The 20,426-nt window shown below is 71.2% G+C and carries 18 protein-coding genes; 7 read left to right on the plus strand and 11 right to left on the minus strand.

The features are described 5' to 3' along the window. Positions 1–260: 260 nt before the first annotated feature. Positions 261–968: a DUF402 domain-containing protein gene (locus ACFVFH_RS07550; protein WP_383764740.1), complete on the minus strand. Its 708-nt coding sequence runs from the start codon at positions 966–968 to the stop codon at positions 261–263. Positions 969–1,051: 83 nt separating this feature from the next. After that, positions 1,052–2,476 (minus strand): class II fumarate hydratase, encoded by a 1,425-nt coding sequence (locus tag ACFVFH_RS07555; protein ID WP_383764743.1) that lies wholly within the window; start codon positions 2,474–2,476, stop codon positions 1,052–1,054. A 106-nt stretch (positions 2,477–2,582) separates the two neighbouring features. Here ACFVFH_RS07555 and ACFVFH_RS07560 point away from each other — a divergent pair, with 106 nt between their 5' ends. Continuing rightward, complete coding sequence (locus ACFVFH_RS07560; protein ID WP_383764745.1) at positions 2,583–4,112, plus strand: ricin-type beta-trefoil lectin domain protein; 1,530 nt, start codon at positions 2,583–2,585, stop codon at positions 4,110–4,112. A 70-nt stretch (positions 4,113–4,182) separates the two neighbouring features. Here the strand turns inward: ACFVFH_RS07560 and ACFVFH_RS07565 are convergent, their stop codons facing one another. Then, on the minus strand, positions 4,183–5,484 hold the full coding sequence (locus tag ACFVFH_RS07565) for a M18 family aminopeptidase (protein ID WP_383764748.1): 1,302 nt from the start codon (positions 5,482–5,484) through the stop codon (positions 4,183–4,185). A gap of 1,217 nt (positions 5,485–6,701) precedes the next feature. Here ACFVFH_RS07565 and ACFVFH_RS07570 point away from each other — a divergent pair. Further along, entirely contained in the window at positions 6,702–7,688 is a 987-nt protein-coding gene (locus ACFVFH_RS07570) for a LuxR C-terminal-related transcriptional regulator (protein ID WP_383764751.1), read from the plus strand. Positions 7,689–7,753: 65 nt separating this feature from the next. On the opposite strand, the gene ACFVFH_RS07575 is transcribed toward ACFVFH_RS07570, so the two are convergent. After that, positions 7,754–9,421, minus strand: coding sequence for a fumarate hydratase (locus tag ACFVFH_RS07575; RefSeq protein WP_383764753.1), 1,668 nt, complete (start codon positions 9,419–9,421; stop codon positions 7,754–7,756). Positions 9,422–9,717: 296 nt separating this feature from the next. On the opposite strand from ACFVFH_RS07575, the gene ACFVFH_RS07580 reads away from it, so the two are divergent. Beyond that, positions 9,718–10,377 (plus strand): DUF1707 domain-containing protein, encoded by a 660-nt coding sequence (locus tag ACFVFH_RS07580; protein ID WP_383764755.1) that lies wholly within the window; start codon positions 9,718–9,720, stop codon positions 10,375–10,377. A gap of 191 nt (positions 10,378–10,568) precedes the next feature. Further along, the gene (locus ACFVFH_RS07585; protein ID WP_383764758.1) at positions 10,569–10,952 is read left to right on the plus strand and encodes a WhiB family transcriptional regulator; all 384 of its coding nucleotides are present in this window, start codon (positions 10,569–10,571) and stop codon (positions 10,950–10,952) included. A 372-nt stretch (positions 10,953–11,324) separates the two neighbouring features. On the opposite strand, the gene glpX is transcribed toward ACFVFH_RS07585, so the two are convergent. Next, complete coding sequence (gene glpX, locus ACFVFH_RS07590; RefSeq protein ID WP_383764760.1) at positions 11,325–12,356, minus strand: class II fructose-bisphosphatase; 1,032 nt, start codon at positions 12,354–12,356, stop codon at positions 11,325–11,327. A 141-nt stretch (positions 12,357–12,497) separates the two neighbouring features. On the opposite strand from glpX, the gene ACFVFH_RS07595 reads away from it, so the two are divergent. Continuing rightward, positions 12,498–13,016, plus strand: a complete 519-nt coding sequence (locus tag ACFVFH_RS07595) for a DUF4245 family protein (protein ID WP_353788217.1) — start codon at positions 12,498–12,500, stop codon at positions 13,014–13,016. Positions 13,017–13,329: 313 nt separating this feature from the next. Here the strand turns inward: ACFVFH_RS07595 and ACFVFH_RS07600 are convergent, their stop codons facing one another. The 5 genes from ACFVFH_RS07600 to ACFVFH_RS07620 all read right to left on the minus strand — a co-directional run bounded on the left by ACFVFH_RS07600 (position 13,330) and on the right by ACFVFH_RS07620 (position 17,590). Then, entirely contained in the window at positions 13,330–13,920 is a 591-nt protein-coding gene (locus ACFVFH_RS07600) for a malonic semialdehyde reductase (RefSeq protein ID WP_383764764.1), read from the minus strand. A 115-nt stretch (positions 13,921–14,035) separates the two neighbouring features. Then, positions 14,036–14,299 (minus strand): exodeoxyribonuclease VII small subunit, encoded by a 264-nt coding sequence (locus ACFVFH_RS07605; RefSeq protein ID WP_383764767.1) that lies wholly within the window; start codon positions 14,297–14,299, stop codon positions 14,036–14,038. After that, positions 14,296–14,544, minus strand: a complete 249-nt coding sequence (locus ACFVFH_RS07610; protein ID WP_383764770.1) for a hypothetical protein — start codon at positions 14,542–14,544, stop codon at positions 14,296–14,298. The genes ACFVFH_RS07605 and ACFVFH_RS07610 overlap by 4 nt, the downstream gene beginning before the upstream one ends. A gap of 212 nt (positions 14,545–14,756) precedes the next feature. Next, positions 14,757–15,968 carry an exodeoxyribonuclease VII large subunit gene (gene xseA / locus ACFVFH_RS07615; RefSeq protein ID WP_383764773.1) on the minus strand — a complete coding sequence of 404 codons (1,212 nt, stop codon included), beginning with the start codon at positions 15,966–15,968 and terminating at the stop codon, positions 14,757–14,759. A gap of 230 nt (positions 15,969–16,198) precedes the next feature. Continuing rightward, complete coding sequence (locus ACFVFH_RS07620) at positions 16,199–17,590, minus strand: APC family permease (protein WP_383764776.1); 1,392 nt, start codon at positions 17,588–17,590, stop codon at positions 16,199–16,201. A gap of 74 nt (positions 17,591–17,664) precedes the next feature. On the opposite strand from ACFVFH_RS07620, the gene ACFVFH_RS07625 reads away from it, so the two are divergent. Both ACFVFH_RS07625 and ppgK read left to right on the plus strand, forming a co-directional pair. Next, a complete protein-coding gene (locus ACFVFH_RS07625) occupies positions 17,665–18,654 on the plus strand; it encodes a 4-hydroxy-3-methylbut-2-enyl diphosphate reductase (RefSeq protein WP_383764778.1) in 990 nt (329 codons plus the stop codon). Positions 18,655–18,699: 45 nt separating this feature from the next. Then, entirely contained in the window at positions 18,700–19,458 is a 759-nt protein-coding gene (gene ppgK / locus ACFVFH_RS07630; protein WP_383764781.1) for a polyphosphate--glucose phosphotransferase, read from the plus strand. Between the two features lie 154 nt (positions 19,459–19,612). On the opposite strand, the gene ACFVFH_RS07635 is transcribed toward ppgK, so the two are convergent. Next, positions 19,613–20,227 (minus strand): DUF6542 domain-containing protein, encoded by a 615-nt coding sequence (locus tag ACFVFH_RS07635; RefSeq protein WP_383764784.1) that lies wholly within the window; start codon positions 20,225–20,227, stop codon positions 19,613–19,615. Positions 20,228–20,426: the final 199 nt, after the last annotated feature.

Genomic DNA, 20,426 nt, shown 5'->3' on the forward strand with positions numbered 1-20,426 from the left:
GAGGGGCTGAAACCGGATGTTCGCGGGGTGGGCCGGTGACAACGTTTCCGGCGACGGGGCGGGCAACAGCGAGCACGTCTCCACCCCCTCGAAGTGGTTCATACGATTCATACGACTGATGCGGCTCATACAGCTCATTCAGTGCGTGGTGCTCGTGCGGTGACTTGTGGTCAGGTCCGGTGCCGCGCCTTCCGGTTGGAGCGGAGCGGCAACTCCGAAGAACGATCCTACGTTCGTCCCCCAGAGGTCCATCAAGGGTCTCACGACGGCATATGAGAGGGGGTGCGGTCCCAGTCATCCGGAAGCGCGGGAACCCGCCATTGTGGATCGGGCCTCCAGTCCTCCCAGCCGTCCCGGAACGGGGCGCCCCAGTCCCGGATCAGCTCGACGGCCGCGTGGCCCGCCTCCCGTACCCGCCGGGCGGTCTCCGGGGCCATCAGACCGGCCCGCTGCGCCATGGAGAACTCGTCCTCGTCGCGCCAGACCCAGCTGTGGTCGGGGTAGACGGAGATGTCGAGAAAGTGATCCTCGGAGTCGACGCCGCCCTGCCAGCGGGTGTGCGGTTCCTCCAGATTCACGTACCAGCTGCGGAACTGCCAGACCGGCTCCCAGAACAGCCAGACCGACCAGGGTTCGCCGGGGCGGGCCAGCTTCAGCACGCCGTTTCCCAGCCAGGCGGAACGGGCGGTGGCGCGCGGGGCGGTGTAGCGGGTGGCGAGCGGCTCGGTGTGCACGTCCCTGCCGTCCGCCAGCACCGGCTTCACGCACTCGGTGCCGGGCGCCACCCACGCCGCGAGCAGTTCGTCGGTGTCCTGCACGACGGTGACGGGGCGGCAGATGTGGAACGGATCCGGGACGGGCGACGGGGTGCCGGACCCGGTCGGTGCGCCGTTGCGGCGGTAGCGCCACAGGATCTGATCACCCGGCGCCCAGTGCTCGACGCACTCGATGTACTCCGTGCCTGCCATGGGCAGATCCTAAGGGCTGCCCCGTGGCCGCCGGTCGGGGCCTCGACCGGCGTCGACGCCTCGACCGGCGGCCACGGCACGGGTCACGGGTGGGTCATGCGCAGGACGTCCAGGGCCTCGTCGAGCTGCTCCACGGTGAGGTCGCCGCGTTCGACGTACCCCGATTCCAGCACCACCTCGCGAATGGTCCGGCGCTCCGCGAGGGACCTCTTGGCGACCTTCGCGGCCTCCTCGTAGCCGATGTACTTGTTCAGCGGGGTGACCACGGACGGCGAGGACTCGGCGTACTCCCTGGCCCGCTCCACGTTCGCCGTGATCCCGTCGACCGTGCGGTCGGCGAGCAGCCGGGAGACGTTGGCCAGCAGCCGGACCGACTCCAGCAGGTTCTTCGCGATGACCGGGAGCATCACGTTCAGCTCGAAGTTGCCCGCCGCGCCCGCCGTGGCGACCGTCGCGTCGTTCCCGGTCACCTGGGCGGCCACCATCAGCACGGCCTCGGGGACGACCGGGTTGACCTTCCCCGGCATGATCGAGGAGCCCGGCTGGAGGTCGGGGAGGGTGATCTCGGCGAGGCCGGTGCGCGGTCCGGAGGCCATCCAGCGCAGGTCGTTGGAGATCTTGGTGAGCGAGACGGCGATGGTGCGCAGCTGGCCCGAGGTCTCCACGAGCCCGTCCCGCGCACCCTGCGCCTCGAAGTGGTCCCTGGCCTCCGTCAGCGGCAGTCCGGTGGTGCGGGCGACCTCGGCGATGACGGCGGCGGAGAAGCCGGGCGGCGTGTTGATGCCGGTGCCGACGGCCGTGCCGCCCAGGGGCAGTTCGGCGAGGCGGGGGAGGGAGGCGCGCAGCCGCTCGACGCCGTACCGGATCTGTGCCGCGTAGCCGCCGAACTCCTGGCCTAGGGTGACGGGCGTGGCGTCCATCAGATGCGTGCGCCCCGACTTCACCACCGTCGCGAACGCGGCGGCCTTGCGCTCCAGGGCGGCCGCGAGATGGTCCAGCGCGGGAATCAGGTCGCCGGTGACGGCCGCCGTCGCGGCGATGTGGATGGAGGACGGGAAGACGTCGTTGGACGACTGCGAGGCGTTGACGTGGTCGTTGGGATGGACCTCGCGGCCCAGGCGTTCGGTGGCCAGCGTGGCCAGCACCTCATTGGTGTTCATGTTCGAAGAGGTGCCCGAGCCGGTCTGGAAGACGTCGACCGGGAACTGCGCGTCCCAGCGCCCCTCGGCGACCTCGGCGGCGGCCGCCTGGATGGCCGCGGCGATCTCCGGATCCAGTACCTCCAGCTCGGCGTTGACCTTGGCGGCGGCGGCCTTGATCCGGGCCAGGGCCTCGATGTGCGCCCGCTCCAGGCGCTGTCCGGAGACCGGGAAGTTCTCCACGGCCCGTTGGGTCTGGGCCCGCCACTTGGCCTCCGCGGGCACCCTCACCTCGCCCATCGAATCGTGCTCGACGCGGAATTCCGGGGCATCGGCGGGGTTCTGCGCGCCGGTCCGTGACTCGTCCATCTCGTTCAACCTCCTGAAAAAGTTGAGCACTTGTCTTGTTCTGCCTATTCCCAAGTTGGCTACCGACCAGTAAATACCGTGGGTAACCACAACCCGGGGAGGCGCAATGAGGCGCACCAGGCACAGACTCCGCTGTACGGTCGCGGCCGCCGCGGCCATGGCGGCGGCACTCGGCGGCATGGCCGCCGCGGCAGGACCGGCGGGCGCGGCGGACCGGTCCGGTTCCAGCACTACCGCATCCACCCCCCTGTCGCCCGAGCTGGAGGCCATCCGCGCCGCGGAAGCCACCCAGCTGTACGGGGACCCGGCCGAGCGCCCGCTCGCCCAGCGCAAGACGGGACTGATCTCGCTCGGCGACAGCGAGATCTCCGGCGAGGGCGTCGGCACGTACGAGGCCGGCACCAACGGCCCCGACAACTGGTGCCACCGCTCGCCCGACTCCGCCATCCACCGCACCGGCATCCCGGCGGACGTCACGTACAACGTCTCCTGCTCCGGCGCGTACACCGGAAACATCGTGATCGGCGGCTCGAAGCAGTACGCCGACGAGCTGGTGCAGAGCGACAACCTCGCCATCAAGGCCCGCAACACCCGCATCAAGATGATCGTGCTGGTCGCGGGAGCCAACGACGACCTCCAGTTCGGCCCGGTCATGACGGACTGCGTCACACGCTGGGTGCTCTCCCAGGGCACCTGCCAGCCGAAGTACGAAGGCGGCTGGCAGGCACGCGTCGACGGGCTCGTCCCCAAGGTCGAGAAGACGGTGCGCGACCTGAAGACCGTCATGTCCGGGGCCGGCTACGCCGACAGCGACTACAAGCTCGTGGTCATGGGCTACCCGAGCCCCATCGGCCCGGACTTCTACGACAACCCCGACTACCCCGGGAAGCTTCCCGGCGGCTGCGCCGGCTACGACTCCGACGCCGCCTGGGGCCGCAACACCGCCGTGCCCACCTTCGAACGCGGCATGCGCAAGGCCGCGGCCGACACCGGGGCCGTCTACCTCGACAACTCCCGGCTCTTCCACGGCCACGAGGTCTGCAGCGAGTCCACCTGGGCCCGCGGCCTCTACATCGACCTCGGGCACTTCCCGCCGGACTCCAACTCCCTGCGGCAGTCCTTCCACCCGAACGAGAGGGGCCACGGCGCCTTCGCGTCCTGCCTGACCCAGATCTACAACTCGAACCTCCGCGAGGCGAGCTGTGCCGACCCGGCGAGCACCGGGAAGCCGGTGCTCCAGGCCGGTGCGTGGGACGACCTCTTCAAGCCCCTGAAGAACGAGGCCACGGGCACCTGCGTGGACGCCCCCGCCTCGGTGACCCGCAATGACACCAAGATCGGCGGCTGGGACTGCCACGGCGGGCGCAACCAGAGCTGGTGGTACGACTCCGGCACGAAGACCCTCCGTACGGCGCTGAGCCACGACCGGTGCCTGGACGTGCCGGGCGCCGACTACAAGGCGGGCGCCACGCTCATCGTGTACAACTGCTCGGGCGCGGCCAACCAGCAGTTCGTGAGCCAGTCGGGCACCCTGCGCCCGGCGGCCTCGACCGGGCTGTGCCTGACCCTGGCGGGCGCCAAGGACCCGCTGAAGCTGCAGAGCTGCGACGGCGGCGCGCAGCAGCGGTTCGCGTAGGAGGTTCCCCAGCACGAGGAGGGGCGGGACGGCCTGGGCCGTCCCGCCCCTCCGGGCCGTCGGACGCGGGTCAGCCGGATGTGACGAACGCGCCGAGCGCGGCGGCCAGATGGCCGGGGTCCGCCGCCCCGCACAGCTCGCGCGCCGAGTGCATGGACAGCCCCGGCACCCCCACGTCGACCGTCGGCACGCCCAGCCGGGCCGCGGTGATCGGGCCGATCGACGTACCGCACGTCATCGCGTTGTTGGAGACGAAGGGCTGCCACGGCACGCCCGCCCGCTCGCAGGCCGCCGCGAACACCGCCATGCCGGTGCCGTCGGTGGCGTACCGCTGGTTGACGTTGACCTTGAGCGTGGGGCCGCCGTTCGGCAGCGGCTGGTGGTCCGGGTCGTGCCGCTCCGCGTAGTTGGGGTGCACCGCGTGGGCCATGTCGGCGGAGACGCAGAGGGCGCCGGACAGCGCCCGCGCCCAGTCCTCCGGGCTGCCGCCGCGCGCGGCGACCGAGCGGCTGAGGACCCGCTCCAGCAGGGGGCCCTGCGCCCCGGTGTCCGAACCGCTGCCGACCTCCTCGTGGTCGAAGGCGGCCAGCACCGGGACGTACCCGGGAGCCTCGGCCGCGGTCGCCGCACCCGTCAGGGCCGTGACGCCCGCGTGCACGGACACCAGGTTGTCCAGCCGCGACGACACCACGAACTCCTGGTCCGCGCCCAGGTATCCGGGCGGCTGCACGTCGTGCAGCATCAGGTCCCAGCCCAGCACCTCGCCGGGCTCCACCTCGGCGGCCGCCGCCACCCGGCGCAGCAGCGCGCCCTCCTCGCGCCCGCCGAGCGCCCACACCGGGGCGAGGTGGCGCTGCCGGTCGAGCGCGAGCCCGTCGTTGACCGAATGGTCCAGATGGATGGCCAACTGCGGTACGCGCAGCAGGGGCTGGTCGATCCGTACGAGCCGGGAGCCGGTGCCGCCGCCCGGGGTGCGCAGGGCGAGCCGCCCGGAGATGCCGAGGTCCCGGTCGAGCCAGGTGTTCAGCGGAACACCGCCGTAGATCTCCACCCCGATCTGCCGCCAGCCCGCGCGGGCGGTGTCGGGAGTGGGCTTGACCCGCAGATTCGGTGAATCGGTGTGGGTGCCGACGATCCGGAAGGGGGTGTGCGCCGGGGCGCCGTCGGGGGCGTACCAGGCGATCAGCGCACCGCCGCGGGCGACGAAGCAGCCGCCGGTCGCGCCCGTCCAGTCGTCCGTGCCCCGCAGTTCACGGAAGCCGGCCTTCTCCAGCCGCTGGGCGGCACTGGCCACCGCGTGGTACGGCGAGGGACTGGCATTGATGAAGGACAGCAGGTCGTCGCTGTGGCTGCGACGGGGAAGCGGCGTCATCGGGCGTCCGCCTTTCCGGTGTTCGACGGTGAGGGTGAGGGAGCCCGTGCCGGGCCGCCGGGGCGGCGCGCTGCGGGCGGTGTGCGGGGCGGGCGGTGTCGGAGTGCTCCAGGAACGCCCGACAACCCACCAAAGCGACCCGGTACGGCGCAAGTCCGTGGCGAGGCCGGGTGCGGGAAAGCGGCGGTGCGGGACCGGCCACGTCGCGCGGTGGCTCGGTGCGGGCGGCGGCGCGCGGGACGGCCCGCCCGGCGCCAGGTCCCGCGTCGGCCGTCCCGAGATTGGCTGAATACTGTTGTACGCGGGCCTCATCGCTCCGGCCCGCCGGGCCGGGCGCGGGAAGCGTGGGCGTCGGTGGCGTCGGTGGCGTCGGTGGCGTCGGAGTCGGTGGCGCGGCGGCGCGGACCGGCAGGGCGGCGTAGTGGGGGGACGCACCGAAGGCGACCACACTCCGTGGCACCAGCCTCGGACCGAGACCGAGACCGAGACCGAGTGTGGGGCCGGGGCCGAGTGTGAGGCCGGGGCTGGGGCCGGGGCCGGGACTGAGACCGAGATTGGGGCTGGGGCTGGGGCTGAGACGGGGGCCGGGACTGAAACCGGCACCGGGACCGGCACCGGCACCGGGACCGGCACCGGGACCGGCACCGGGACCGGCACCGGGCACGGTGGCCGAGGCCAGTAACGCGCCTGTACGCCACCGCCGCCGCAACCGGCCCGGCCGCCCCTTCCCCTGCTCCTGCGTACCCCGGCCGGAACCCCCCTCCGATTCCGGCCGGGCGTCTTTTGTCCCGCCGTCCTTTCCTCCGCCTCCGCCCCTGCCCCCGCCCCTGCCCCCGCTCGGGACCGGCAGCAGCGCCCCCACGAAAGGCGTCCCGCAGGCGACGACCCGCACGGACACGGCGAGCGACGCGCCCGTACGCGTCCACCCGGGCGCAAGGACCGGCAGTGTCAGGCTCTTCGCGGTGGACCGGGCGAGAATTCCACCGGCCGCGAGTCCGGTGACGAAGCCGGACGAGGTGCCGTACGAAAACAGCGCGTCACCCGCGACCGGGGACCGGAATCGGCGTTCCCCGCGCGCCCGGCCGGCCGGACCGGCGCCCCGGGCCCGCTCCGGCCGGCCGTCCGCCTGTCCGATGTCGTGCGTCACCGGCCCATACTCACCGAGCGTTCGCTTTCACCCGGGCCCGCGCGATTGCACGAATGTAATCTGCATGGTTGTGAAGGACGATCATTCCGGCCCACGGGCGTGTGATTGCCGCGAATCGTCACTGGACCGTGTCTGCGACCCGGCCCTCGCGGCCTACCGCCGCGCGCTCACGGACGGCAGCCTTCCGGCGGCCGAGGTGCCCGGCTGTCTGCGCGCCCTGCATCTGATGGTGGCGGACCGCGACGCACCGGGGCGGCTGGTGCCCGTACCACCGGAGACCGCCTCGTTCGACGTGCTCGAACCCATCGAGGCGGCGATCGCCCGGCAGCGCAGCACCCTGCGTTCGGCCCGCGCCGCCCTCGCCGAGTTCGAGGGCCTGTACGCGGACGCGCACCGGCTCGAACCGTCCGCGCTCACCCGGCTCTCCGGCGAGTCCGTCATCGGCAAGGCGCTCGAAGCGGGCGTCGCGGGCTGCCGGGAGGAGGTCCGGACCGCCCATCCGGGAGGCGGGCGTCCCGTGCACGTGCTGGAACAGTCACTGCCCAGGGACCTGCGCAATCTGCGCCGGGGCATCCGGCAGCGGACCATCTACCAGCACACGGTCCGCTCGGACCGTACGACGCTCGCCTACATAGAGCGGGTGACGACCGAGGGCGCCGAGGTCCGTACGCTCGCCGAGGTCGCCGACCGGATCATCGTCTTCGACCGCGACCTCGCGTTCGTCCCGTTCTCCGACGAGCCGCACCGCGCCCTGAGCATCCAGCACCCGGCCCTGGTCCGCTTCCTGGCACGGCACTTCGACGAGGCCTGGGCGCGGGCGGTCCCGGTCCGCCCGGAACGGGTCCCGCTGCGCACCCCGGTCGTCACCTCCGACCTGCAACGGACCATCCTCCAGGCGGTCGTGGGCGGCGAGACGGACGAGTCGATCGCCCGGCGGCTCGGCATGAGCCGCCGCAGCGTCGCCGAGCACGTGCGCCGGGTCTCCGAGCAGCTGGGCAGCAACAGCCGGGCCCAGCTCGGCTATCTGGTCGCGACGGCGGGTCTGCTGGAGGGCTGAGAACGGCCCCGTGGGGCGCTCGGACAAGGCGGAGCGCCCCACGGGGCCGGGCTTCGTACCGGGGATCAGGCCAGGCCGGGACCCCGCACCGGAATGCTGGTGAACGTCGGAGCCGGGGCGGGTGCGGTGAAGAAGTCGTTGCCCTTGTCGTCGACGACGATGAACGCGGGGAAGTCCTCGACCTCGATCCGCCAGACCGCCTCCATGCCGAGCTCCTCGTACTCGACGACCTCGACCTTCTTGATGCAGTCCTGCGCGAGGCGCGCGGCGGGGCCGCCGATCGAGCCGAGGTAGAAACCGCCGTGCGCGTCGCACGCGTCGGTGACCTGCTTGGACCGGTTGCCCTTGGCCAGCATCACCTTGGAGCCGCCCGCAGCCTGGAACTGCGCGACATAGCTGTCCATGCGGCCGGCCGTCGTCGGGCCGAAGGAGCCGGAGGCGTACCCCTCGGGCGTCTTCGCGGGGCCCGCGTAGTAGACCGGGTGGTCCTTCAGGTACTGCGGCATCTCCTCGCCCGCGTCCAGCCGCTCCTTGATCTTGGCGTGCGCGATGTCGCGGGCCACGACCAGCGGGCCGGTCAGCGAGAGCCGGGTCTTGACCGGGTACTTGGTCAGCTCGGCGAGGATCTCATCCATCGGCCGGTTGAGGTCGATCCTGACGACGTCACCCGACTCGTCCAGGTGCTCGTCGGTGGTGTCGGGGAGGAAGCGGGCCGGGTCCTTCTCCAGCTGCTCCAGGAAGACGCCCTCGGCGGTGATCTTCGCGGTGGCCTGGCGGTCCGCCGAGCAGGACACGGCGATCGCCACGGGCAGCGAGGCGCCGTGCCGGGGAAGGCGGACGACACGTACGTCGTGGCAGAAGTACTTGCCGCCGAACTGGGCGCCGATGCCGATCTTCTGGGTCAGCTCGAAGACCTTCTCCTCCAGCTCCTTGTCACGGAAGCCGTGACCGGTGGGGGAACCCTCGGCGGGCAGCTCGTCCAGGTAGTGCGCGGAGGCGTACTTCGCGGTCTTGAGCGCGAACTCGGCCGATGTGCCGCCGACGACGATCGCCAGGTGGTACGGCGGGCAGGCGGCCGTACCGAGCGAACGGATCTTCTCCTCCAGGAACTTCATCATGGAGGTCTCGTTCAGCACGGCCTTCGTCTCCTGGAAGAGGAACGACTTGTTGGCCGAGCCGCCGCCCTTCGCCATGAAGAGGAACTTGTACGCGCCGCCGTCCGTGGCGTACAGCTCGACCTGCGCGGGGAGGTTGGAGCCGGTGTTCTTCTCCTCCCACATGGTGAGCGGAGCCATCTGCGAGTAGCGGAGGTTGAGCTTGGTGTACGCGTCGAAGATGCCGTGCGACAGCGCTTCCTCGTCACCGCCCTCGGTCAGCACGTTCTGCCCGCGCTTGCCCATGACGATCGCGGTGCCGGTGTCCTGGCACATCGGCAGCACGCCCGCCGCCGCGATGTTCGCGTTCTTCAGCAGGTCGAGCGCGACGAACTTGTCGTTGGACGAAGCCTCGGGGTCGTCCACGATCCGCCGCAGCTGCGCCAGGTGGGCCGGACGAAGATAGTGCGAGATGTCGTGCATGGCCTCGGCGGCCAGGGTGCGCAGCGCCTCCGGAGCGACCTTGAGGAACGTACGACCGTCGGCCTCGAAGGTGGAGACACCCTCGGAGGTCACCAGACGGTACGGCGTGGTGTCCTCTCCCAGAGGGAGCAGATCGGAGTACGCAAACTCTGGCATTACGGCCATTCCTCACTCGGCAGACGGCGGCTGACCTCCCTTGGACAGCGCACCCACCAGGGTAGAACCCCGCACGGATGTCAAAGCTGTGAGGTAAGGCTCAGTTCGAACCGGCGGACGCTTCGCGGGCGCTTCGAGGGTGCTCCGCGGGTGCTTCGCGGGTGCTTCGAGGGTGCTTCGAGGGTGCTTCGCGGGCGCTGACGGAACCGGTCGCCGCACCCGGACTCCGGGGTGCGACACGGCGGAGGCGCGGCAAGGGCTAGTCGCGATCTATCGCGTTTGGGTACGCTGGGTCGGTGGACCTCCAAAAGCAGCCCCAGCAGTCAGCGGCCCCGGCGCAGCCGGTCGGCATCCGCGCCTCCGACGCGGACCGCGACCGGATCGCGGACATCCTGCGGGAAGCCATGGCCGAGGGCCGGCTCACCGCCGACGAGCACGCCGAGCGGGTCGACGCGGTCTACCGCGCCAAGACCGTCGGCGAGTTGGAGCCGCTGATCCAGGACCTGCCCGCCCCGGCGGGCGCGGCCCGCCCGGCCGCCCACGGAGTCCAGGGCCACGAGAGCCCCACGGGCCCCGCCGACAACCTGGTCGCGATCTTCAGCAGTTCGACCCGCAAGGGCCGCTGGCGGGTCGGCAGCCGTACGAACGCCTTTGCGCTCTTCGGCAGTGTGGAGATCGATCTGACCGAGGCGCTTTTCGGTCAGAGACTGACGGTCATCAACGCGACTTCCGTCTTCGGGAGCGTCGAGGTCAAGGTTCCCGAGAACATCTCGCTGCGCGGCAGCGGCACGGGCGTCTTCGGCAATTTCGAAGTCGCCACGCTGGAATCCGCAGACCCCCAGGCGCCGGTGGTCGTCGTCAACGGCTATTCCGTGTTCGGCAGCGTCGAGGCCAAGCCCAAGCGCGGCAAGTTCATCGCGGATCTCCAGGACCGGCTGCGCAAATACCTCGGTTAGGCCCGACAGGAACGACACGCTCCGCGGGAGGCTCGAAAACTCCCGGGAGCCCCTTCGAAATCAAGCCAAATTCCTGATGGACGGCAATTCGGCGCCGGGGGTCGGACGCCACTCAGTGCATGGGAGTGCGCACAGCGGGTAGGGAATCCTGCATCGTCTCTCGCTCGCGAAGCCGTCGTCAGGAGTAGACCGTGCTGCAACTGCCGCATCAGCCCCTCCAGGTCGCCGCCGTCCCTCCCCAGCGCACCCCCGCGCGGGAGGACCAGGCCGGCCCCTGGCATTCGGAGGCGGTGTGCCGCCGGGACGAAGCCGGGCTGTTCTTCGCTCCGTCGAAGGAGCCGACTGCTGCCAGACTCGCGCGCGAGGAGTCCGCGAAGCGGGTCTGCGCGCGCTGTCCCGTGATGATCGAATGCCAGGAGCACGCGCTCATACAGCCCGAGCCGTACGGGGTGTGGGGCGGGCTCACCGCCGCCGAGCGCCGTGTGGTGCTCGCCCGTCGGAGACGGCGCGAGATGGAGCTCAAGGCGGCGTCCGCGTCCTCCGGCGCGCCGGAGCGGGTCGCCGCGGCGGGCTGACCGGGAGGTTCCGTACCGGCCGGGCCCGCGCGGCCTGCATGGGCAGGCACTGCCCCCCGTCCCCCGTGTGTGCTGTCTCGGGATGCGTTGTTTCGGTAGGCACGGCTTGGCGCGTGCACGGCTTGGCGTGTGCGGGGCTTGGCGCGTGCGGGACTTGGCACGCACGGCTTCGTACGTCTGCTCGGTACGCACGGCTCGGTACGCACGGTTCGGTACGCCTGCTCAGTACGCACTGCTTCGACGGCGGTTACGTGAAGAGGCGCCCCCACCGCACACGGGGGCGCCTCTTCACGTTCTGCTACCGGGGTCCGGTGTGCCGGTGTGCCGGCCGGTGTTTCGTGTTCCGGCGGTCCGGAGGATCCCGGCAGGGGCCTACTTCGCGCGGTCGAAGTCGATCGCGCTGTAGGCGCGCAGCTTCGAGAGCCGATGGGTGGAGTCGATCTTCCGGATGGTGCCGGACTTGGACCGCATGACGATCGACTCGGTGGTCGCGGTCTCCGCGCGGTACCGCACGCCGCGCATCAGCTCACCGTCCGTGATGCCGGTTGCCACGAAGAACACGTTGTCGCCGCTGACCAGGTCGTCGGTGGACAGCACCCGGTCCAGGTCGTGTCCGGCGTCCAGCGCGCGCTGCCGTTCGGCCTCGTCCTTGGGCCAGAGCTTGCCCTGGATGACGCCGCCGAGGCACTTTATGGCGCAGGCCGAGATGATGCCCTCGGGGGTGCCGCCGATGCCCATCAGCAGGTCGACGCCGGTCCCTTCGCGGGCGGCCATGATCGAGCCCGCGACATCGCCGTCGGAGATGAACTTGATCCGGGCGCCGGTCTCGCGGATCTCCTTGACGATGCCGTCATGGCGCGGCCGGTCGAGGACGACGACGGTGACGTCCTCGGGAGCGGAGTTCTTCGCCCTGGCGACGCGGCGGATGTTCACCGAGACGGGCGCGTTGATGTCCACGAACTCGGCGGCCTCCGGTCCGGTGACCAGCTTGTCCATGTAGAAGACGGCCGACGGGTCGAACATGGCACCGCGGTCCGCGGCGGCCAGGACGGCGATCGCGTTGGGCATGCCCTTGGCGTTCAGGGTGGTGCCGTCGATCGGGTCCACGGCGATGTCGACCTCGGGGCCGGTGCCGTCACCCACGCGCTCGCCGTTGAACAGCATGGGGGCCTCGTCCTTCTCGCCCTCGCCGATGACGACGATGCCGTTCATCGAGACGGTGGAGACGAGGGTCCGCATGGCCTTCACGGCGGCGCCGTCGGCGCCGATCTTGTCGCCGCGGCCCACCCAGCGCCCGGCTGCCATGGCGGCGGCCTCGGTGACCCGGACCAGCTCCAGGGCGAGGTTGCGGTCGGGGGCCTCGGGGGAGACCTCGAGCTGAGACGGTAGATGGTGCTCGGACATCGAAGCGCACCTTTCTGTACGGCGACGACCGGAAGAGGGTGCTGTGACTCTATCGTCAGGTCGACATAATGAGCAGACCGGGTCACTTATGAGCGGCCGCCCCCGGATCGGTTCCATCGGGCCTAATGCGACCATGGACCCGTGGCTAGCAAGCGAGGCAAGCAGACGGTGCGGGACATGTTCCTGTCGATGGCGGTCATCTCCGCCGCGGCAGGGGTTGTTTACATCTTCGTTCCGCACGACGAGAACGCCAACCCGGTCAAGGCGGTCGACTACCGGGTGGAGCTCCTGACGGCACGGCGCGCGGCGCCGTATCCCGTGGTCGCCCCGGACGGCCTGACCGAGAAGTGGAAGCCGACCTCGGTCAGCTACGACCGCAAGGCGGGCAACAGCTGGCACCTGGGCTTCCTCGACCCGGACGGCAAGTACGTCGCGGTGGAGCAGTCCACGTCCCCGGCCAAGAAGTATGTGACCGAGGTCAGCCAGGACGCCAAGAACACCGGGCGTACGCAGCAGGTCGCGGGCGAGACCTGGCAGCACTGGAAGGGCTCGAAGTACGACGCCCTCGTGCGCCACGAGGAGGGCTCGACCACGGTGGTCACGGGTTCCGCCTCACCGGAGCGGCTGGCGGAGATGGCCGCCGCGCTCAAGTCCTCCTGACGCGGCGCGGGGCGTAGGTCGGCCGCGCGGATCTCTCTCCGTCCAGCGCGGCCCTCTTCCTGTCCAGCGCGGCTCCTTTCCCGTCCAGTGCTGTCCTCTTCCCGTCCCGCAGGGTCTTTTGCCCGGCCTGCCCGGTCCTCTTCCCGTCCCGCGCGGTCTTCTTCCTGGTCTGCACGGTCCTCTTCCCGTCCCGCGCGGATTTCTCTTCCTGGCCCGTACGGTTTGCGGCTGCGGTCGCGGCCGCCATTCATGCGGAAGGCCCTGGAGCACCGAGGTGCTCCAGGGCCTTCCGCATGTGTGCGCGTGGCGACGGTCAGACGGTCGTGACGACCTCGTCGTAGGCCAGACGCGGCAGACGCGGGAACCAGGCGTCGTCGCCGGGCTTGCCGATGTTGACGACCATCAGCACGTTGTGGTCGCCGTCCAGGAACTCCTTCTCGATGCCCGCGGCGTCGTAGCCGGTCATCGGGCCCGCGGCCAGGCCGGCGGCGCGGACGCCGATGATGAAGTACGCGGCCTGCAGCGCGCCGTTCAGCGCGGCGGCCGACTCGCGGACCGGGCGCTCGGAGAAGAACGCGTCCTTGGCCTGCGGGAAGTGCGGCAGCAGGGCCGGGAGCTCCTCGTGGAACTCGTTGTCGGTGGCCAGGATCGCGACCAGCGGGGCGGTCGAGGTCTTCGGCTGGTTGCCCTCGGCCATGTGCTTCACGAGGCGCGCGCGGGCGTCGTCGGAGCGGACCAGGACGACACGCAGCGGCGACTGGTTGAACGCGGTGGGCCCGTACTTGACCAGGTCGTAGATCGCCTGGACCTGCTCCTCGGTCACCGGCTCGGCGGTGAAGGTGTTGGCGGTGCGGGCCTCTCGGAAGAGGAGGTCCTGGGCGGCGGGGTCAAGAGCGAGGGACATCGTGCGTATTACCTTCCGGACGTACACGTGGATCGAGCAACGGTGACCACGGTAACCAGAAGATAGGTTAACTTTCAACTAAAGCTGGAGCGGAGTGATTCGTTCCACAGCGCGCTCAGTCGTTGTCGACTGCCGTTTCGCCGTTCTCCTGGTCGTCGGCCGGCCCCGCGAGGGCCGCGTCCAGCCGGGCGCGCGCGCCCTCCAGCCAGTGCCGGCACACCTTCGCCAGCTCCTCGCCCCGCTCCCAGAGCGCGAGCGATTCCTCCAGCGTCGTACCGCCCGCCTCCAGGCTGCGCACCACCTCGATCAGCTCGTCACGAGCCTGCTCGTAACCGAGCGTGCCCGTGGCACCGGCCGCCGTAGTCGCGTCGTCCGTCATGCTTCCCACCCTACGTTCCGGCCCACCGGGGGCCTGTGACCTCGTCCGTCTCTGCCGCCGCGCACGAACCCGCCGCGCACGAACCCGCCGCGCACGAACCCGGTGCGCAGGAAACCGGCACGTTCGAACCCTGTGTGATCGAACCCGGCACGCTCGATATCCGTGCGCAGGAAACCGGCGCGCTCGAACCCCGTGCGCTCAAAACCGGCGCGGTCGATATCCGTGCGCTCGAAACCGGCGCGCACGTCCGCGCTCCCGCGTCCCTCTGCGCTACTTCGTACCCCCGCGCTACTTCGTACCTTCGCGTCGCCACCGCGCACACCGTTGCTGCCCGCACCGCCGCGTACGCCCGCCCCTGGGACGCGGCCAGCCGTGCCGCCACCGGAGGCGGGGACGTAGCCGACCGTGCCACCACCGGAGGCGGGGACGCGGCCGACCGTGCTGCCACCAGGGGCGCTCACTCGCTCACCCGTACGGCGAACTCGCCGCCCGAGACCCGCGCCCTGAGGACATCGCCCGGCGCCCCGGCGTCCTCAGGAGCCCGTACGACATGGCCGTCGGCCCGCTGGAGCACTGCGTAGCCGCGCTCCAGCGTCGCCGCGGGCGACAGCGCGACCACCCGCGCCCGGGTGTGCGCGAGCTCCGAGTCGGCCCGGTCCAGCAGATGGCCCAGCACCCGGCGGCTCCGCCCGACCAGCGCGTCGATCTCCGCCGCGCGCTCGTCCACCATCCGCCGGGGGTGCTCCATCGACGGCCGGCCCAGGGCGTGTGCCAGCCCCCGCTCCTCCCGGTCCAGCAGACCCCGTACCGACCGCAGCGCACGGTCGCGCAGCTGCCGCACCCGGTCCAGTTCCTCGCCCACGTCCGGCACGATCTTCTTCGCCGCGTCCGTCGGCGTGGAGGCGCGCAGATCCGCGACCAGGTCCAGCAGGGGCGAGTCGGGCTCATGGCCGATCGCCGACACCACCGGCGTACGGCAGGCGGCCACCGTCCGGATCAGCTGCTCGTCGGAGAAGGGCAGCAGGTCCTCCACACTGCCGCCGCCGCGCGCCACGACGATCACATCGACGTCCGGCAGGTCGTCCAGCTCCTTCACCGCCTGGACCACCTGATTCACCGCGTGCACACCCTGCACCGCCGCGTTGCGCACCTCGAAGCGGACCGCGGGCCACCGCCGCCGGGCGTTCTCCAGGACATCGCGTTCGGCCGCCGACGCCCGCCCGCAGACCAGACCGATCAGCTGCGGCAGGAACGGCAGCGGCTTCTTCCGGTCGAGCGCGAAGAGGCCCTCCGAAGCCAGCGACTTCTTCAGTTGCTCCAGGCGGACCAGCAGCTCGCCGATGCCGACCGGCCGTATCTCCGTGGCCCGCAGCGAGAGCTGGCCGCGGGGCGCGTACCACTCGGGCTTGGCCAGCACGACGACCCGCGCGCCCTCCGTCACCACGTCCGCGATCCGGTCGAAGACCTGCCGGAAGCACGTCACACTCACCGAGATGTCCCGCGACGGGTCGCGCAGCGTCAGGAACACCACCCCGGCGCCCGGCCGCCGCGACAGCTGGGTGATCTGCCCCTCGACCCAGACCGCCCCGAGCCGGTCGATCCAGCCCCCGATCAGCCGCGACACATCACCTACGGGCAGCGGAGCTTCCGCGGACGTCTGGAGAGCCATGCGAGCGAGCGTATCGGCCCCCACCGACAACGGGTCACCACGGACACCGCCCCCCGACCCCGCGCCGCCGCCCCCATACTCCCCGCCCCCATACTCCCCGCCCCCATACTCCCCGCCCCCATACTCCCCGCCCCCATACTTCCCGCCCCCGACCCCGCGCCGCCGCCCGCTCACTCCCCGGCCCCGCACCCTCACCCCCTTGCCCCTCGCCCCTCGCCCCCTTCGCACCCTCACCCCGTACTCCGCCCCCACTGCAAGGCCAGTACCACCAGCCCCACCCCGAACCAGCACGCCCCGACCATCTGGGCGCTCCCGGTCGCCTCCACGATCACCGCGATCAGCACCCCAGCACCCACCACCGGCACCAGCACGTGCCGCCACCAGCTCGGCGGCCCCTCCATCCGGCGCACGGCGAACCAGCCGACCACCGACGCGTGCAGCAGCACGAAGGCCGTCAGCGCGCCGATGTCGACGACCGACACCAGATGGTCCAGCCCGTCCGCGCGCCGGGCCGCCCACACCGCGGCGACCAGCGTCACCGTCGCGGCCAGCAGGATGGCGAGGCGCGGCACCCCGGACCGCGGGTCGACCTTCGCGAGCACCCCGGGCAGCCGCCGTTCCCGGGCCATCGCGAAGAGCAGCCGCCCCGCAGCGGCCTGACCCGCCAGCGCCGCGAAGGCCGCACCGATGGCCTTGCTCACCGCCACCAGATCGTGCAGCCAGCTCCCGACCGCCGAGTCCACCGTGTCGTAGAAGGCCGACCCCTGCGCGGCCGGATCGGCGGCCAGCTCCGCCGAGGTCATCGGTTCGAGCAGCGCCGCCAGATACGCCTGCGCGACGAACAGCACACCCGCGAGCACCAGGCAGAACAGCAGCGCCCGCGCCACCTTCGCCGAGCCCCCGGTCACCTCCTCCGCGAACGAGGCGATCGCGTCGAAGCCGAGATACGACAGCACCGCCACCGACACCGCCCCCAGCACCGCCGACGCGGAGAAGTGGGTGTCACCGGTGAACGGAGTCAGCCAGCCGCGCTGCGCCCCGTCCCGTACGAGCGCCACCACCGCCGACACCAGGAACACCGCCAGCACCACGATTTCCATCGCGAGCACCGCGAAGCCGACCCGGGCGGCCGCCCGCACACCCCAGAGGTTGAGCAGGGTGGTGACGACGACGGCGAGCGCCGTCCACACCCAGCGCGACACCGACGGCACCAGCGCGTTCAGCGCGATCCCGGAGAAGAGGTAGGCGACCGCCGGGATCAGCAGGTAGTCGAGCATCGCCATCCACCCGGCGATGAACCCCGGCCCCTCCCCGAGCCCCTTGCGCGCGTAGGCGAAGACCGAACCCGCCAGCGGGGCGACCCGGACCATCTGGGCGTAGCTGAACGCCGTGAACGCCATCACCACGGTCGCCGCGACATAGACCAGCGCGACGGCCCCGTCGGACTTCGCGTCGAGCGTGCCGAACACCCCGACGGGAGCCATCGGAGCGATGAACAGGAGCCCGTAGACCACCAGGTCCCGGAAGCCGAGCGTCCGCCGCAGCCCGCCGCCCTCCGGGTGCGCCCCCGTCGTCCCCGTGACCCCGCTCCCGGCGCTGCCACCGCCGCCGCTCTCCGACATGAGCCCTCCCTGGGTCGCGTACGGATCAGTCTCGCCACCCGGCCGATCTTCCGCGCGTTCGACTCGGCCTTACGATGGGTCGCATGACTGCTACGACACCTCGCCGCGTCCTGCTCGCCGCTCCCCGTGGCTACTGCGCGGGCGTGGACCGTGCCGTGATCGCCGTGGAGAAAGCCTTGGAGCAGTACGGCTCCCCGGTGTACGTACGCCACGAGATCGTCCACAACAAGTACGTCGTACAGACCCTGGAGAAGAAGGGCGCGATCTTCGTCGAGGACACGGCGGAGGTCCCCGAGGGCTCGATCGTGATGTTCTCCGCACACGGCGTCGCGCCCACCGTGCACCAGGAGGCGGCCGAGCGGAAGCTCGCCACGATCGACGCGACCTGCCCCCTGGTCACCAAGGTCCACAAGGAAGCCGTCCGCTTCGCGCAGGACGACTTCGACATCCTCCTGATCGGCCACGAGGGCCACGAGGAGGTCATCGGCACCTCCGGCGAGGCCCCCGACCACATCACGCTGGTCGACGGCCCCGAGGACGTCGCCGGTGTCGAGGTCCGCGACCCGTCCAAGGTCGTCTGGCTCTCCCAGACCACGCTCTCCGTCGACGAGACCATGGAGACCGTCGGCGCGCTCAAGGAGAAGTTCCCGCTGCTGATCTCGCCGCCGAGCGACGACATCTGCTATGCCACGCAGAACCGTCAGATCGCCGTGAAGCAGATGGGGGAGGACGCCGATCTCGTGATCGTCGTCGGCTCCAAGAACTCCTCCAACTCGGTCCGCCTGGTCGAGGTCGCCCTGGGCGCCGGCGCGAACGACGCCCATCTGGTCGACTTCGCCGAAGAGATCGACGAGGCCTGGCTGGAGGGTGTCTCCACGGTCGGCGTCACCTCCGGCGCGTCGGTTCCCGAGGTGCTGGTCGACGGTGTGCTGGCCTGGCTGGCCGAGCGTGGTTTCGAGGACGTGGAGATCGTGAAGGCGGCCGAGGAGTCCATCACCTTCTCGCTGCCGAAGGAGCTGCGCCGCGATCTGCGCGCCGAGGCCGCCGCGCTCTCGGAGAAGTAGCGTTCCGAGGAGTGGGCCGGGCCCCCTGCCCGTACCGTGGACTGCATGCAGATCTTCGGCGTGGACATCGGCGGATCCGGGATCAAGGGTGCTCCCGTGGACCTGGACCGCGGAGACCTGGCGCAGGAGCGCCACAAAGTGCTGACACCGCACCCGGCCACGCCCAAGAGCGTGGCCGAGTGCGTGGCCGAGGTCGTGGGCCATTTCGACTGGTCGGGCCCGGTGGGCGTCACCTTCCCGGGCGTCGTCACCACCGGGGTCACCCGTACCGCCGCCAACGTCGACAGAAGCTGGATCGACACGGATGCCCGCGGACTGATCGGTGACCGGCTGGGCCTTCCCGTGACCGTGCTGAACGACGCGGACGCGGCCGGCATCGCGGAGATGGCCTTCGGGGCGGGCCGGGGCCGCAAGGGCACCGTGATCATGCTGACCCTCGGTACGGGGATCGGCAGCGCCGTGTTCGTCGACGGCCGGCTCGTCCCCAACACCGAGCTGGGCCACCTGGAGCTGAACGGCCACGAGGCGGAGAAGCACGCCTCCACCAAGGCCAAGGAGGACGAGGACCTGAGCTGGCACCACTGGGCGCACCGGGTGCAGAAGTACCTGGCCCATGTGGAGATGCTGTTCTCGCCCGAACTCTTCATCATCGGCGGCGGGGTCAGCCGCAAGGCCGACAAGTTCCTGCCCCTGATCGAGCACGTACGGGCCGAGATGGTGCCGGCGGAGCTACAGAACAACGCCGGCATCGTGGGCGCGGCGATGGCAGCCGCGGCGACGGCGACGGCGACCACGGGCCGCTAGAACCGCCTGCCCGCTAGAACCCCTGCCCGTAGCACCTCCTGCCTCCTGCCTCCTGCCGGACCTACGGACCACGGCCGACCGGGGGCTGTCGCGACCCGCCCCGCCGTGGGCGAACGGGCGAGACGGCGAGCGGACGGACCTCGGCGGCCTCCCCTCACCGCCGTGGGCGGCGCGGTCCCTGGGAGGGGCGCGGGTTCTGCGCCGGGCGAGGGTTCTGGGCAGCGAGCGGGGCGCGGCGGTGCCGCTGCCGCATCAGCCGGACCTTGCGTACGGTCGCGATGAGCCCGGCGATGAGCGTCCCGCCGTACAGCCACCCCGCGTGCACGGCGAGCGCGGTGACGACGGCCATGGTCTGGCCGCCGAAGCCGCCCGTGCCGCCGGAGATCGGGATGACGCCGACGGCGAAGGCGATCGGCACGATGATCGGCGCCGTCACCAGGTCCGCGGGCCGCACCCAGAGCGCGGTCAGCGCGCAGACCGGCAGGAACAGCACCCCGAACACCACGGCCGAACCGTCGAGGGCCAGCAGATCGAGGCAGGCGATCACGAACATGGCGGCGGCGGCGAAGAGCCCGGCCCCGATGCCGGTCAGCCGGGGATTGGGCAGCCTGCGCAGCGCGAGCACCACGGGCGGCACCGGCCGGGAGCGGCCCTCCGGCGGGCTCACCACCTGGTAGACGGTCGCGGTTTCCTCGATGGTGCCCTGCGGGGACAGCGGGGCCTGCTGAGGCTGCCTGCGCTGCGGGGGACGTGTCCTGTGCTGCTCCACCGGGACAACGTAGGTCTCCGGGCGGGAGGAAACAGGTGCGGGACACGCCCTTTGGGCGACCTAGGGGATGAGTTCGATGCCACACGGCCGAACGGGAACCGGATCGGCCCGCGACCGGGCCCCGGGCGGACCCGTGGCTACCCGGTCGCCCCCGCCCGTAAACTGGAGAATCGGCCCACCCGGGCCCGCGGCGTTCCCG

The organism is Streptomyces sp. NPDC057697 (assembly GCF_042799335.1).
Taxonomy (GTDB): Bacteria; Actinomycetota; Actinomycetes; order Streptomycetales; family Streptomycetaceae; genus Streptomyces.

Coding starts and splice junctions, on each gene's coding strand:
- ACFVFH_RS07550 (WP_383764740.1), bottom strand. CDS start 968: ATGGCAGGCACGGAGTACATCGAGTGCGTCGAGCACTGGGCGCCGGGT.
- ACFVFH_RS07555 (WP_383764743.1), bottom strand. CDS start 2,476: ATGGACGAGTCACGGACCGGCGCGCAGAACCCCGCCGATGCCCCGGAA.
- ACFVFH_RS07560 (WP_383764745.1), top strand. CDS start 2,583: ATGAGGCGCACCAGGCACAGACTCCGCTGTACGGTCGCGGCCGCCGCG.
- ACFVFH_RS07565 (WP_383764748.1), bottom strand. CDS start 5,484: ATGACGCCGCTTCCCCGTCGCAGCCACAGCGACGACCTGCTGTCCTTC.
- ACFVFH_RS07575 (WP_383764753.1), bottom strand. CDS start 9,421: ATGCCAGAGTTTGCGTACTCCGATCTGCTCCCTCTGGGAGAGGACACC.
- glpX (WP_383764760.1), bottom strand. CDS start 12,356: ATGTCCGAGCACCATCTACCGTCTCAGCTCGAGGTCTCCCCCGAGGCC.
- ACFVFH_RS07600 (WP_383764764.1), bottom strand. CDS start 13,920: ATGTCCCTCGCTCTTGACCCCGCCGCCCAGGACCTCCTCTTCCGAGAG.
- ACFVFH_RS07605 (WP_383764767.1), bottom strand. CDS start 14,299: ATGACGGACGACGCGACTACGGCGGCCGGTGCCACGGGCACGCTCGGT.
- xseA (WP_383764773.1), bottom strand. CDS start 15,968: ATGGCTCTCCAGACGTCCGCGGAAGCTCCGCTGCCCGTAGGTGATGTG.
- ACFVFH_RS07620 (WP_383764776.1), bottom strand. CDS start 17,590: ATGTCGGAGAGCGGCGGCGGTGGCAGCGCCGGGAGCGGGGTCACGGGG.
- ACFVFH_RS07625 (WP_383764778.1), top strand. CDS start 17,665: ATGGGTCGCATGACTGCTACGACACCTCGCCGCGTCCTGCTCGCCGCT.
- ppgK (WP_383764781.1), top strand. CDS start 18,700: ATGCAGATCTTCGGCGTGGACATCGGCGGATCCGGGATCAAGGGTGCT.